The following is a 12,464-nucleotide window of genomic DNA, read 5'->3' on the forward strand; positions in this document are numbered from 1 at the left end:
GTGCATGGCCGGCCCCGCGACACTGGGCGCCCGTGCATCGCTCCACAGAGGCCGACCCGATGAGCTTTCCCGAATTCTTCCACCACGTGCCGCGCATCCGCGTGCATGATCCCCTGGCCGACTTCCTCGGCGCCGCCGAGGGCGGCGTGCTCGAATACGGCTACGAGGATGCCGTGAAGCTGGCCGGGCATTCCTGCCCGACCGTGGCGTCGGCTTATGTGCTGGCCTGCCGCGCGATGGGCCTGCTCTACCCGGATGCCTTGCCCGAGCGCGGCGGCGTCCGCGTCGATTTCGCCGAACCGCTGGAGCAGGGCGTGACCGGCGTCATCGCCAGCGTGCTGACGCTGATCACCGGCGCCACGCAGCAGGGCGGTTTCAAGGGCATCGCCGGACGTTTCGTGCGCCGCGGCCTGCAGCGTTTCGAGGCTGAATTGCCGCTCGCATTGCGGCTGACGCGCATCGATACCGGCCGCTTCGTCGATGCGGCGTCGGATCTGTCGCAGGTGCCGGCGGTAGCCGAGATGTCGGCGCTGATGGGGCGCTGCCTGCATGGCGAAGCGGACGACGGAGCGCGCCGCCGCTTCGGCCAGTTGTGGCAGCAGCGGGTGGAACGCATCTTGCTGGATTGCTGGGATGACGACGCGGTGTTCCAATTCCGCGTCTCCCCGACAACTGGATAAGAGAAACGGATATCCGACCCATGCACGCGCACATCCTGCAGCACGTCGCTTTCGAGGGACCGGGCAGCATCGGCCCCTGGCTGGAAAACGCCGGCTACGACATCGGCACCACCCGCTTCCACGAGAACGCGCTGCTGCCCGAGCCGGAGTCGGTCGATCTGCTGGTCGTCATGGGTGGGCCGATGAGCGTCAACGACGAGGCCGAGTTGCCGTGGCTGGCGGCGGAAAAGCGTTTCATCGGCGAAGTCATCCGCCTCGGCAGGCCGGTGCTGGGCGTGTGCCTGGGCGCCCAACTGATTGCCTGCGCGCTGGGTGGGCGGGTGTTTGCCAACCGCGAGCGCGAGATCGGCTGGTTTCCGGTCGAGGCGGTGGCGCACGACGGTCCGGCGCTGTTCCGCTTTCCGCCGTCGGTGGAGGTCTTTCACTGGCATGGCGAAACCTTCACGCTGCCGGCCGGTGCGGTCCGTCTGGCGCGCAGCGCGGCCTGCGACAACCAGGCTTTCCAGTTCGGCAAGGCGGTGATCGGGCTGCAGTTCCACCTGGAAACCACGCCCGAGTCGGCGCGGCAGATCGTCGAGCATTGCCGCGATGAGCTGCAGCCCGCGCCCCATGTGCAGTCCGAAGCCGAAATCCTGGCTGCGGAAAATGGCAGATACGCCGCGATCAACGGCTTGATGGCCGAGGTGCTTGCCTTCCTGCATGCCGCCGGCGGCCGCTGAAGCGGGGGACGGGGCGGCAGGCGCGGACCCGGCATCACTCGCTGGATTGCCGGCCCGCAACAGCTTCGAGGTTGACGTACAATATTTCCAAAACTACACGTCAACTGGAGTGCGCCATGCAAACCAAACTCACCCTGCGGCTCGATGCGGTACTGATCGAACAGGCCAAAGCGCAGGCGCGGCGCAACGGCAAATCCTTGTCGCAGCTCGTGGCCGACTATTTCGCACAGCTTGGCGAGACGCCCGCCCAGTCGTCGCTGCCGCCCACCATCGCCGCGCTGAAGGGCGCGCTCAAGCGTGCCGGCGCAAACCTGCCCGATGAGCAGGACTACCGCGCTTATCTTGAAAACAAGCATCGATGAACATCCTTTTCGATACCAGCGTCGTGCTCGACGTCCTGCTCGACCGCGCGCCCTTTGCGCACGACAGCGCCCAGGTGCTGGCCTTGGTGGAACGTGGCGAGATACGCGGCAGCCTGTGCGCCACCACCGTCACCACGCTGTTCTACCTGTGCCAGCGCGCACTGGATGCGCACCAGGCGCGCACCCACGTCGGTACGCTGCTGGACCTGTTCGACATCGCGCCCGTCAGCCGCGTGGTCCTGAGCGACGCACTGGGAACAGCCTTTGCCGACTTTGAAGATGCCGTGCTGCACGAAGCCGCCCGCCATGCCGGCTGCCAGGCCATCGTCACCCGCAACGTGCGCGACTTCGCCGCCGCTGGCCTGCCGGTATACGCGCCCGGCGAACTGCTGCGAATCCGGTCGGGCGGGTAAGCGAGCTGCTGGAGCTGCCCCCTCCGCCCACGGTCAGGCGTGGCAAGCTCTGCGGGGAACTGTCCGTAGGGCGCGGTGCGACGGAGCCGTGCGGGTTTGCGGGTGCCGTCAGGCGGGGTCTTCCGCGTCGTCCTCGCCGATGTCGGCGAGGATTTCGGCGTTTTCGAAGGCGTTGGTTTCCGGCATGGGGTGGCCGGCGCGGGCGATCACTTCGCCCAGCGTGCCGTGGATGATGCGGTCGGCCATCACGCGGTAATCGAGCGCGACGTCGAGCAGCGGCCCTTCGCCGATGATGCCGGCGCGGCGTTCGATGAAGCCCAGGCGGGCGAGCTTGCCGAGCGCGATCGTCATGCGCGTCTTGCCGCCGAGGCGGGGGCCGAAGTCGGCCAGCAGCGAGCTTTCGGTCAGGCTGCCGGAGACGGCTTCGCCGTGGGCGACCGGCTTGTCGCCGCCGAACATGTCGGTCTGGCCGTCGTCGACGAGCTCGCGCCGCGTGACCTGGCGCTCGCGCTTTGGCAGCACGATCAGCGACCAGATCACCACCAGCAGCGCGATCTCGTCGCGCGTCAGGCCCAGGTTGCTCGCCGCATACTCGCGGCCGGCGCCGAACACCGGCTCGGCCATGTCGGCCTGCAGCGCGACGCCGACGTGGGCGGCGTAGGGGTTGTCGAGCAGTTGCAGGCCGACGTCGGCCAGGCGGCGGTCGAGTTCGATGCGAAAGCTCTCATCGACCAGCGCGCGCCGCACCATGCGGTCACTGCGCGGCAGCCAGCGCTGGGCGAGCAGGCGGGCGGTGAGCGTCTTCAGTTCGTGTTCCATGGGCGCACCGTTCAGGAGTGGGTGAGTGGGGCAGGGGCGCGCGGCGGGCGCGGGACGCGGGGAATGACCTCGCCGGTGTTGATGGCGGCGATCTCGTCTTCGCCGACTGTGACCAGTTCGTCACCGAAATGGACGTCCAGCGGCAGGCGCATGAAGGCGCCGACCGGCCCGTCGACCGGGCTGGCATCCTCGCCGTCGGCCAGCAGGGCGAGCAGCGACAGGCGGTAGCTGGCCGGCGCGAAGCCGCCGCCGGCGACGACCTGGTGCAGCGGCCGGGCGCCGGGCAGGGCGTCGAGGCGGTGGGTGAAGTGCTCCAGCATCGCCAGGTCTTCGGTCTCGGGCGCGGCGTCGACCGGTGTGGCATCGGGCGGTGGCAGCGTGGCGTCGGTCGCGTTCTGCGCAGCTTCGCCGCCGAGCGCGCTTTCGGCGCGGTCCAGCAGTTCATGCCCGCCGGCCAGCAGCGGTAGTTCGGGCACTGCGGCAGTGCAGCCCATGGCAAGGCCCGCCAGCGTGGCGCCGTCCAGCCGGCGCAGCCAGGCGGCGACGTCCGACGAGGAGATGCCGGAGCTGCCCAGGGTCACGCGCTGCGCCTCGATCTTGTTCAGCGCGCGCTGGAAGGAGGCGTCGGCGCGCGCCAGCCGCGACTGCGCCAGGCCGATGCGCTGGGCGACGCGGGCGAGCTCGAAATCGGCATCCGGCTCGGCCAGCAGCTTGTTGAGGATGTCGGTGCCGCGCTCCAGCCAGCGGCCATTGGCCGACAGCCGGCGGCGGGCGTCGAGGATGCGGAACTCGGAGCCGGAGGCGATCGCTTCCTCGAAGTGCCAGGTGAGGTCGGTGAGCTTGGACAGCAGGTGGCCGAGCGATTCGGCGGTGACGCCGCCGACAGCCTGCAGGCCGGCCAGTTGCGCGGTGAGAAAGCCCAGCTCGGCGTCTTCCTCGTCGCCGAAGCGCAGCAGCATGGCCAGTGCGGCGACGGCGTTGCGACCGATGTCCGACAGCGCGTACTGGCCGTCCTCGCCGATGGCGAGCAGGGCATTGTCGCGCAGGCGCTTGAGCACCGTTTCGAGCTTCACCGGGTCGAGATAGGCGAAGCGCGCGCGCAGCGCGTCGGGCGACCAGCGCGGCACCTCGGCCTCCTGACCGATCTCGCGCAGCACCAGCAGGCGCATCAGCACTTCGGCTTCGGTGCCGCGGAACAGCGTGATGAAGGCGTCGAGCAGCGGCCGCGCCGACGCCAGCGCCGCCAGTTCGGGCACTTCGTCGGCGTCGACGCCGGGAGCGAGGAAATCGGACAGATTGAGAGACGGATTCAAGGTGGTCGGTTGATCAAGGTTCGTTGATCGCGGCCAAGGCCGCTCCTACACGCCGTAGGAGCGGCCTTGGCCGCGACGATGATCAGACGCCCTGCTTCAGGCTCGCGGCGATGAAGTCCGCCAGGTCGCCGTCCAGCACCGCCTGGGTGTTGCCTACTTCGTAGTTGGTGCGCAGGTCCTTGATGCGCGACTGGTCGAGCACGTAGCTGCGGATCTGGTGGCCCCAGCCGATGTCGCTCTTGCTGTCTTCCAGCTTCTGCTGCTCGGACTGGCGCTTGCGCAGTTCGAGTTCGTACAGGCGCGCCTTCAGCATCGACATCGCTTCGGCCTTGTTCTTGTGCTGCGAACGGTCGTTCTGGCACTGCACGACGATGCCGGTCGGCTCGTGCGTGATGCGCACCGCGGAGTCGGTCTTGTTGATGTGCTGGCCGCCGGCGCCGGAGGCGCGGTAGGTGTCGATGCGCAGGTCGGCCGGGTTGATCTCGATCTCGATCGAATCATCGACTTCCGGATACACGAACACCGACGTGAAGCTGGTGTGGCGGCGGGCGTTGGAGTCGAACGGCGATTTGCGCACCAGGCGGTGGATGCCGGTCTCGGTGCGCAGGTAGCCGTAGGCGTATTCGCCGCTGATCTTGATCGTGCAGTTCTTGATGCCGGCGACTTCGCCTTCGGTCTCTTCCATCAGCTCGACGCTGAAACCGTTCTTCTCGGCGTAGCGCAGGTACATGCGCTCGAGCATGCCCGCCCAGTCCTGCGCCTCGGTGCCGCCGGCGCCGGCCTGGATTTCGATGAAGCAGTTGTTGGGGTCCATCGGGTTGCTGAACATGCGGCGGAATTCGAGCTTCTCGATGTCCGCCGCCAGCCCGCCGAGATCGGCCTCGACCGCCTCGAAGGTGTCGTCGTCGTCCTCGGCTTCGGCGAGTTCGTACAGATCCTTCAGGTCGCGCGACTGGGCGTCGATGTGCTGCAGCGTCAGCACCACGTCCTCGAGCACACGCTTTTCCTTGCCGAGTTCCTGCGCACGCTCGGCGTTGTTCCAGACGGCCGGGTCTTCCAGCGCGCGATTGACTTCTTCGAGCTTCGATGCTTTCACATCGTAGTCAAAGATACCTCCGTAGTTCGCGACCCCGGGCGGCGAGGTCGGCGAGTTTCTCGGCGATGGCGTTCTGGCGTTCGGCTTCCATGCAAGGCTCCGGCGGAATCTGGAAAGCCGCGCATTATACCGGCAGCCGGCGTTCGCCCGCAGGTGGATCGCGTGCCCGGTTCGGGAGCGGGTGCGGCTCGGGCCGCCAGGATGGCCCCGATCGGGAGCCGATGATGGCAGCTCATGCATTCCGGCTGAGCGCCATCCATCATTTGTTGGTGCGCTATGCCGGGCAGGGAGCGAGAATGTCCGCCGCTGGAGAAAGGCTCTTCGGGGGGCTTTTCCGTCATCGTTCAAACGCATCGAGGCTACATGTACCGGAACAAGGATTCTGTTCTTCCTGCTCTGATTACCACGATTGTGGTGTTGAACATGCTCGTCGGTGCCGTGTTGCTCTATACGCTTGGCGAATCGAAGCAGCGCAAGGAAGCCGAGGTTCGCGCGATGGTCGAGAACCTGTCCCTGCTGCTCGACCAGAGCATCACGTCTTCGGTCAGGGAGATCGATCTCTCCCTGCAATTGATCGGCGATCAACTGGAGCGCGAACTGCGTTCGGGCGCAAGGCTGGAGGTGGAGCGCACGATGGCGGCGATCTCCCAGCAACAGGGCCGGATTGCGGAAATTGCCGAACTTCGCGTTACCGACGAGCACGGCATGGCCGTGCTCGGTTTCGGCGTCACGGCACAGGCATGCACCCGTTGCGCCGGCCAGTCCTTCTTCGAAGAGCACCGGTCGGGGGCAGACCTCGGGCTGGTCGCCAGCAAGCTGATCCAGGGGGAGGGCGGGGACACATGGATGATGGTTTTCTCGCGGCGCTACAACTACCCCGATGGTCGGTTTGCAGGGGTGGTCGCAGCCGTGGTGTCGTCACGCCAGCTCGAACTGCTGCTGTCCGGGCTCAAGCTCGGCCCGCACAGCATTGCGTTGATGCGCGACCTGGACATGAGGCTCGCCGCCCGCGTTCCGCCGTCGGCGGGCATGGGGGGCCGGATCGGCAGCCAGGGCGGCTCCCGCGAACTGAGAGACATCGTTGCGGCAGGGGCGAGAGCGGAGTCCTTCTACAGCGCCAGAACGGCGGACGGCATCAGCCGCATCAACGCTTTTCGCCGTCTGTCCCTGATGCCGGCGTTCGTGGTCGTCGGCTGGGGGGAAGAAGACTACCTCGCAGCGTGGCGGGACGACATGCGCAAGGCTGGCATGCTGGCGCTGCTCTTCCTGTTCGTCACCACCTTTGCCGCCTGGCTGCTCTGGCGCCTGATCGGTGTGAACGAACGTGCCAACCAGCGCAGCCGGATCCTGCTGCAGAACGCGAGCGACGGCATCCACATCACCGACCTGCAGTGCAAGGTGATCGAAGCCAGCGATGCGTTCTGCCGCATGCTGGGTTATCCGCGCAGCGAAATCATCGGCATGAACGTGTCGACGTGGGAGGCCAGGTTGACGGCCGCGGAGGCGCTCGACGCCATCCGGAAGATTCATGCATCGGGCGAGGTCTGCACGCTGGAAACCTTGCACCGTCGGGCGGACGGGGAGGTTTTTCCCGTCGAGCTGACGTCCTATCCGCTCGAACTCGATGGCAAGCCGGTCGTGTTCCATTCGGCGCGCGACATTTCCGCGCGCAAGAAGTCGGAGGCCGTGGTCAAGAAGCTGGCGTTCTTCGACCCGCTGACCGGTCTGCCCAATCGCCGTCTTCTGATCGAGCGCCTGGAAACGGCAGTGCGCTCATGCGCGTATCACAAGGGCAGGGGTGCCTTGCTGTTCATCGATCTGGACAACTTCAAGTCCGTCAATGACACCGCCGGGCATCACCAAGGCGACCGTCTGCTTCAGCAGGTGGCCGAGATCCTGCTCCAGTGCGTGCGCAAGGACGACAGTGTCGCCCGCCTGGGTGGCGACGAGTTCGTGGCGATGCTGGAAGGGCTGAACGGCGAGACCGCCGCGGCGGTACGCGAGGCCGAACTCGTCGCCAGCAAGATCCTGCACGCCTTGCGCAAGACCTTCCGTCTCGGCAACGCCGAATATCGGGGGTCCGCGAGCATTGGCGTGACGCTGTTCGGCGACGACCCGCAGGAAGGCACGGAAGAGCCCTTGAAGCGCGCTGACCTGGCCATGTACCGGGCGAAGCTTGCCGGGCGCGATGCGATCCGCTTCTTCGATCCGCAGATGCAGGCTGAAGTCAGCCGCCGTGCCGAACTCGATGCCGGACTGTGGCAGGCGCTCGAACGGCAGCAGTTCGTCCTGCACTACCAGCCCCAGATCCTCGCCGACGGACGCGTCGTCGCGGTCGAGGCGCTGGTGCGCTGGTGCCATCCCGAACGCGGCATGATTTCGCCGGCCGAGTTCATCCCGCTGGCGGAGGAAAACGGAGTCATCGTGCCGCTGGGCCGATGGGTGCTGGAATCCGCCTGTGTACAGCTTGCGCACTGGGCGTCGGACTCGGCAAGGGCAGAGCTCGCGATTGCGGTCAATGTCAGCGCACGGCAGTTCCGTCACGAGCACTTCGTCGACGAACTGATCGAAATCCTTGGGCGTACCGGTGCCCCGCCTTCGCGCCTCGAAATCGAGCTCACGGAAAGCGCCTTGCTGGACGATGTCGAAAGCGTGGTCGCCAAGATGGACGCGATGAAGGCAATGGGCGTGCGCTTCTCGCTCGACGATTTTGGCACGGGCTATTCGTCACTGGCCTATCTCAAACGCTTGCCGCTCGACAGGTTGAAGATCGACAAGGGTTTCGTCTGCGACATTCTGGTCGACCCCAATGATGCGGTGATCGCCAGGATGATCATCGTCCTGGCCGAGAACCTGGGGCTGCAAGTGCTGGCGGAAGGGGTGGAGACGGAAGCCCAGCGCGAGTTCCTCGTGCAGCAAGGCTGCAATGCCTATCAGGGCTACCTGTTCAGCCGCCCGCTGCCGGTGGCGGAGCTGGAGGCGTACTTCGACAGGCAGCAGCAGGTGTAGGAACGGACGCCTCCGCTTCCAGTGCGGTGCCCGAGGCCGGTCTGCGCGGGCATGCCTGGCGGCACTGCGCCGCCAGGCTGTTAGCATCCGGCCATGACGCTCTACCAGGACATCGCGGACAGGACGGCGGCGCTGATCGCCGATGGCGTGCTGCGCCCGGGCGAGCGGCTGCCCTCGGTTCGGCAGGCGTGCCGGCGCCATGGCGTCAGCCCGGTCACGGTAACGCAGGCCTACCACCTGCTCGAAAGCAGGGGGCTGATCGAGGCGCGGCCGAAGTCGGGCTATTTCGTCCGCGCCCGGCTCGGGCATGGCCTGCCCGAACCGGCCATGAGCGATCCGGTCGGCGAGGCGACGGCGCTGCAGGTCAGCGACTTCATCTTCCAGATCCTGGACAGCGTGCGTGACCCCGCGATCGTGCCGCTCGGGTCCAGCTTTCCGAGCCCGGACTTGTATCCGCTGGACAAGCTGGGCCGCTTCCTCGCCGGCGCGGGGCGCAAGCTGGCGCCGCTGTCGACGGTGACCGATCTGCCGCCGGGCAACGAGGAGCTGCGGCGGCAGATCGCCCTGCGCTACCTGGCGCAGGGAGCCGCGGTGTCGCCGCAGGAAATCGTCATCACCTCCGGCGCGCTGGAAGGCATCAACCTGTGCCTGCAGGCGCTGACCCGGCCGGGCGACCTGATCGCGGTGGAGTCGCCCACCTTCTATGCAGGACTGCAGGCCAGCGAGCGGCTGGGGCTGAAGGTGGTGGAGATTCCGAGCCATCCGCGCGAGGGCGTGAGCCTGGATGCGCTGGCCGGTGCGCTGCGCCGCCATCCGGTCAAGGCCTGCCTGTTCATGCTCAACTTCTCCAACCCCACCGGCAGCCGGGTGCCGGACGAGAACAGGCGCGCGCTGGTCGAACTGCTGCGCAGGCACCAGGTGCCGCTGATCGAGGACGACGTCTACGCCGAACTGTATTTCGGCCGCGATGCACCGGCCGCCACCAAGGCGCTGGACGCGGACGGCCTGGTGCTGCACGTGTCCTCGTTCTCGAAGTGCCTTGCGCCAGGCTACCGGGTGGGCTGGGTGGCGGCCGGGCGCCATGCCAGGGAAGTCCAGCGGCAGAAGTTCTCCACCAGCCTGGCGACGGCGGTGCCGCTGCAGGTCGCGCTGGCCGGCTACATGAAGCGCGGCGGCTTCGATGCGCACCTGCGCAGCTTGCGCCGCCAACTGGCGGAGCAGGAGGCGATGCTGGTGGCGGGCATCGAGCGGCACTTTCCACCCGGTATCCGGCTGGCGCGCCCCGACGGCGGCTATTTCCTGTGGCTGGAGCTGCCGCCGCAGGCCGATGGCCTGCGCCTTCATCAGCAGGCGCTGGCGTGCGGCATCAGCATCGCACCCGGACCGATCTTTTCGGCGACGCGCGAGTTTCGCAACTACCTGCGCTTGAACTTCGGCCATCCGGCCGGCGCCCGGCAGGATGAGGCCTTGCGTACGCTCGGTGCGCTGATCGGGCAGCAGCTCGCCTGATCTGTTCCTATCGAAAATCGTGTCGTCTGAATCTGTTCCGGTTCTGTGCCGGATGATGTACTTCGCCCATCGCAAGAACCGGAGTTCCCCGATGGGCAAGGCTGTCAGCAAGGTGCGCGAAGCCAGACTTGAGCTTTACCGCAACAAGGGCACGATCCACGCCAAGGCAGTCGAAGGGCGCTTCAATAGCGCGCGCTGGGCGATGGTGTGGCTGACCCAGATCGTTTTCTATGGCGCCTGCTGGCTGCGCTGGGACACGGGCGAGGGAGCGAGGCAGGCGATCCTGTTCGACATCGTGCATGAAAAGCTCTATCTCTTCGGCCTCGTGCTGTGGCCGCAGGACGCGCTGCTGCTGGCTTTCCTGCTGATCCTGGCGGCGACCGCGCTGTTCTTCGCCACCGCGCTGGCCGGGCGGCTGTTCTGCGGCTTCGCCTGTCCGCAGACGGTGTATACCTCGATCTTCGTGTGGATCGAGACCAAGGTCGAAGGCGACCACCTGGCGCGCCTGAAGCTGGACCAGAGCCCGATGTCGGCGCGCAAGCTGGCGATCAAGACCGCCAAGCACGGCATCTGGGCGCTGGTGGCGATCTGGACCGCGATCACCTTCGTCGGCTATTTCACGCCGATCCGCGAACTGCTGCCGTCGGTCGTGGCCCTGCAGACCGGCCCGTGGGAAAGCTTCTGGCTGATCTTCTACGCCTCGTTCACCTACGTGCAGGCCGGGCTGGCGCGCGAGGCGGTGTGCCAGCACATGTGCCCGTATTCCCGCTTCCAGGGCGTGATGATCGATGCCGCGACCGCCAGTGTCAGCTACGACCGCCGCCGCGGCGAGCCGCGCGGGGCGCTGCGGCACGCGGGCAGCACCGGCGACTGCATCGACTGCGGCATCTGCGTGCAGGTCTGCCCGACCGGCATCGACATCCGCGACGGCCTGCAATACCAGTGCATCAACTGCGGCCTGTGTGTAGACGGCTGTAACCAGGTGATGGACAAGCTCGCCGCGCCGCGCGGGCTGATCCGCTTTGCGTCCGAGCACGAACTCGCCGGCATGCCGAAGAGGGGCGGCAGCGGGAAACGGCAACGGCTGCCGGGGCCGCGGGTACTGGTCTATGCCAGCCTGCTGCTGCTGTTCTCAGTGCTCAGCGCATGGACGCTGGGCCAGCGTTCGACGCTGCGCGTCGACGTGATCCGCGACCGCGGCCTGCTGTCGCGCGAAACCGCCGGAGGCCGCATCGAAAACGACTACACGCTGAAATTGATCAACATGGAGGAGGTGCCGCGCCGCTTCCGTGTCGAGGTCGCCGGGCTGCCGGGACTGCGGATCGAAGGCGGCAACGAGTTCGGCGTCGGGCCGGGCAGCATCCACACCGTGCCGCTGGTCGTGTCGTCTCCCGCCGGAGGAGCGCCGGCGGGAGCGAGGCCGATCGAATTCCATACCGTTGCGCTTGGTGATGCCGGCACCGAGCGCCGGGAAAAGAGCCGTTTCATCCTGCCTTGAGCGCCACATGCGGTGCATCGGGGCATTGCGTGGCACACTGCCGCGCACCCTCGCACGGGCGCCCCTGCGAGGGCGGCCCATTCATTCTGGAGAAGAGGTTCAGTTGAGCAGCGCTCATCACACGGGACTTTCCGATACGGCCAAGGGCTTGCTGGCCGCGCTGGTCGTCGTCATCTGCTGGTCGGGCTTCAACATCGTGTCGCGCTTCGGCAGCACCGCGACCTTCACCCCCTTCGACCTCGCGGCGCTGCGCTACGGCGTGTCCGGGGTGCTGGCGATGCCCTTCTTCATCCGCATGGTGCCGCCGCGCGAGTGGCCGCGTTACATGGTGCTGGCCGTGTTCGGCGGACTGGGCTACGGCATCCTCGTCTATTCGGGCTTTGCCTTCGCGCCGAGCGCGCATGCCGGCGTGTTCGTCAACGGCGGGATTCCGTTCTGGACCGTGGTCATCGTCGCCGCCATGGCGCGCTTCCACATCGCCCGCCAGACCGTGCTGGCGCTGGCCCTGTCGACCGCCGGCCTGGTGCTGATCGGCTTCCGGAGTCTGTTCGCGTCGCCGACGCCGGGCGAATGGATCGGCGACGTGCTGTTCCTTGCCGCCGCGCTGAGCTGGGCGGTCTTCGGGCTGCTGATGCGCCGCTGGCAGATCCGTCCCCAGTTGGGCATCCTCGGCATCGCCACCTTCTCGATGCTGTCCTACATGCCGGTCTATTTCCTGTGGCTGCCGGGCAACATCGCCCAGGCCGGCTGGGGCGAGATCGGCCTGCAGGCGGTCTACCAGGGCATCATCGCCGCGATGCTGGCGGCCGGCATGTACAGCTATGCCAACCAGAAGATCGGCGCCTGCCAGGCCTCGATGATGCTGGCGCTGGTCCCGGCCTTCTCGGCTATCGGCGGTTTCCTGATCCTGGACGAGGCACTGGGCCTGATGACCATGGTCGGGATTCTCGTGGTGTCGCTGGGTGCGCTGATGGGAGCCTTGCCGCCTGGCGCCCTGAGCAGGCTGCGTTTCTTCAGTTCAGGGAACTGATGCGGGCGGAATGCAC

General features: G+C 67.0%; 11 protein-coding genes. 8 read left to right on the forward strand and 3 right to left on the reverse strand.

Annotation, left to right across the window (positions count from 1 at the left end):
- The first annotated feature begins 59 nt into the window (after window positions 1–59).
- From ACNQFN_RS09525 to ACNQFN_RS09540, 4 genes are all read left to right on the forward strand, one after another.
- Window positions 60–680: a hypothetical protein gene (locus ACNQFN_RS09525; RefSeq protein ID WP_068637578.1), complete on the forward strand. Its 621-nt coding sequence runs from the start codon at window positions 60–62 to the stop codon at window positions 678–680.
- 20 nt (window positions 681–700) lie between these two features.
- A complete protein-coding gene (locus ACNQFN_RS09530) occupies window positions 701–1,399 on the forward strand; it encodes a type 1 glutamine amidotransferase (RefSeq protein WP_068637580.1) in 699 nt (232 codons plus the stop codon).
- Window positions 1,400–1,515: 116 nt separating this feature from the next.
- Window positions 1,516–1,761, forward strand: coding sequence for a DUF6364 family protein (locus tag ACNQFN_RS09535; protein WP_068637582.1), 246 nt, complete (start codon window positions 1,516–1,518; stop codon window positions 1,759–1,761).
- On the forward strand, window positions 1,758–2,174 hold the full coding sequence (locus ACNQFN_RS09540; protein ID WP_068637583.1) for a PIN domain-containing protein: 417 nt from the start codon (window positions 1,758–1,760) through the stop codon (window positions 2,172–2,174). The genes ACNQFN_RS09535 and ACNQFN_RS09540 overlap by 4 nt, the downstream gene beginning before the upstream one ends.
- A gap of 108 nt (window positions 2,175–2,282) precedes the next feature.
- Here ACNQFN_RS09540 and ACNQFN_RS09545 read toward each other — a convergent pair whose 3' ends face one another.
- The 3 genes from ACNQFN_RS09545 to prfB all read right to left on the reverse strand — a co-directional run bounded on the left by ACNQFN_RS09545 (window position 2,283) and on the right by prfB (window position 5,493).
- Complete coding sequence (locus tag ACNQFN_RS09545) at window positions 2,283–2,993, reverse strand: hypothetical protein (protein WP_068637584.1); 711 nt, start codon at window positions 2,991–2,993, stop codon at window positions 2,283–2,285.
- An 11-nt stretch (window positions 2,994–3,004) separates the two neighbouring features.
- Window positions 3,005–4,306, reverse strand: a complete 1,302-nt coding sequence (locus ACNQFN_RS09550) for a hypothetical protein (RefSeq protein ID WP_068637586.1) — start codon at window positions 4,304–4,306, stop codon at window positions 3,005–3,007.
- A gap of 82 nt (window positions 4,307–4,388) precedes the next feature.
- A protein-coding gene (gene prfB / locus ACNQFN_RS09555) for a peptide chain release factor 2 (protein WP_157659159.1) occupies window positions 4,389–5,493 on the reverse strand; the annotation gives its coding sequence in 2 pieces (ribosomal slippage) (window positions 4,389–5,411 and window positions 5,413–5,493; 1,104 coding nt in all).
- Between the two features lie 332 nt (window positions 5,494–5,825).
- Here prfB and ACNQFN_RS09560 point away from each other — a divergent pair.
- The 4 genes from ACNQFN_RS09560 to ACNQFN_RS09575 all read left to right on the forward strand — a co-directional run bounded on the left by ACNQFN_RS09560 (window position 5,826) and on the right by ACNQFN_RS09575 (window position 12,448).
- Window positions 5,826–8,411, forward strand: coding sequence for an EAL domain-containing protein (locus ACNQFN_RS09560; RefSeq protein ID WP_418648669.1), 2,586 nt, complete (start codon window positions 5,826–5,828; stop codon window positions 8,409–8,411).
- A gap of 93 nt (window positions 8,412–8,504) precedes the next feature.
- Window positions 8,505–9,920 carry a PLP-dependent aminotransferase family protein gene (locus ACNQFN_RS09565; protein ID WP_418648670.1) on the forward strand — a complete coding sequence of 472 codons (1,416 nt, stop codon included), beginning with the start codon at window positions 8,505–8,507 and terminating at the stop codon, window positions 9,918–9,920.
- 91 nt (window positions 9,921–10,011) lie between these two features.
- Window positions 10,012–11,418: a cytochrome c oxidase accessory protein CcoG gene (gene ccoG / locus ACNQFN_RS09570; protein ID WP_418648671.1), complete on the forward strand. Its 1,407-nt coding sequence runs from the start codon at window positions 10,012–10,014 to the stop codon at window positions 11,416–11,418.
- 103 nt (window positions 11,419–11,521) lie between these two features.
- Entirely contained in the window at window positions 11,522–12,448 is a 927-nt protein-coding gene (locus ACNQFN_RS09575; RefSeq protein WP_068637595.1) for a DMT family transporter, read from the forward strand.
- Window positions 12,449–12,464: the final 16 nt, after the last annotated feature.

This window comes from Thauera butanivorans (genome assembly GCF_048398245.1).
Taxonomy (GTDB): Bacteria; Pseudomonadota; Gammaproteobacteria; order Burkholderiales; family Rhodocyclaceae; genus Thauera; species Thauera butanivorans.

Bases quoted from the DNA above. Each gene is read 5' to 3' on its own strand.
- ACNQFN_RS09540 (WP_068637583.1), top strand. From the start codon at position 1,758: ATGAACATCCTTTTCGATACCAGCGTCGTGCTCGACGTCCTGCTCGAC.
- ACNQFN_RS09545 (WP_068637584.1), bottom strand. From the start codon at position 2,993: ATGGAACACGAACTGAAGACGCTCACCGCCCGCCTGCTCGCCCAGCGC.
- ACNQFN_RS09525 (WP_068637578.1), top strand. From the start codon at position 60: ATGAGCTTTCCCGAATTCTTCCACCACGTGCCGCGCATCCGCGTGCAT.
- ACNQFN_RS09560 (WP_418648669.1), top strand. From the start codon at position 5,826: ATGCTCGTCGGTGCCGTGTTGCTCTATACGCTTGGCGAATCGAAGCAG.
- ACNQFN_RS09530 (WP_068637580.1), top strand. From the start codon at position 701: ATGCACGCGCACATCCTGCAGCACGTCGCTTTCGAGGGACCGGGCAGC.
- ccoG (WP_418648671.1), top strand. From the start codon at position 10,012: ATGGGCAAGGCTGTCAGCAAGGTGCGCGAAGCCAGACTTGAGCTTTAC.
- ACNQFN_RS09565 (WP_418648670.1), top strand. From the start codon at position 8,505: ATGACGCTCTACCAGGACATCGCGGACAGGACGGCGGCGCTGATCGCC.
- ACNQFN_RS09535 (WP_068637582.1), top strand. From the start codon at position 1,516: ATGCAAACCAAACTCACCCTGCGGCTCGATGCGGTACTGATCGAACAG.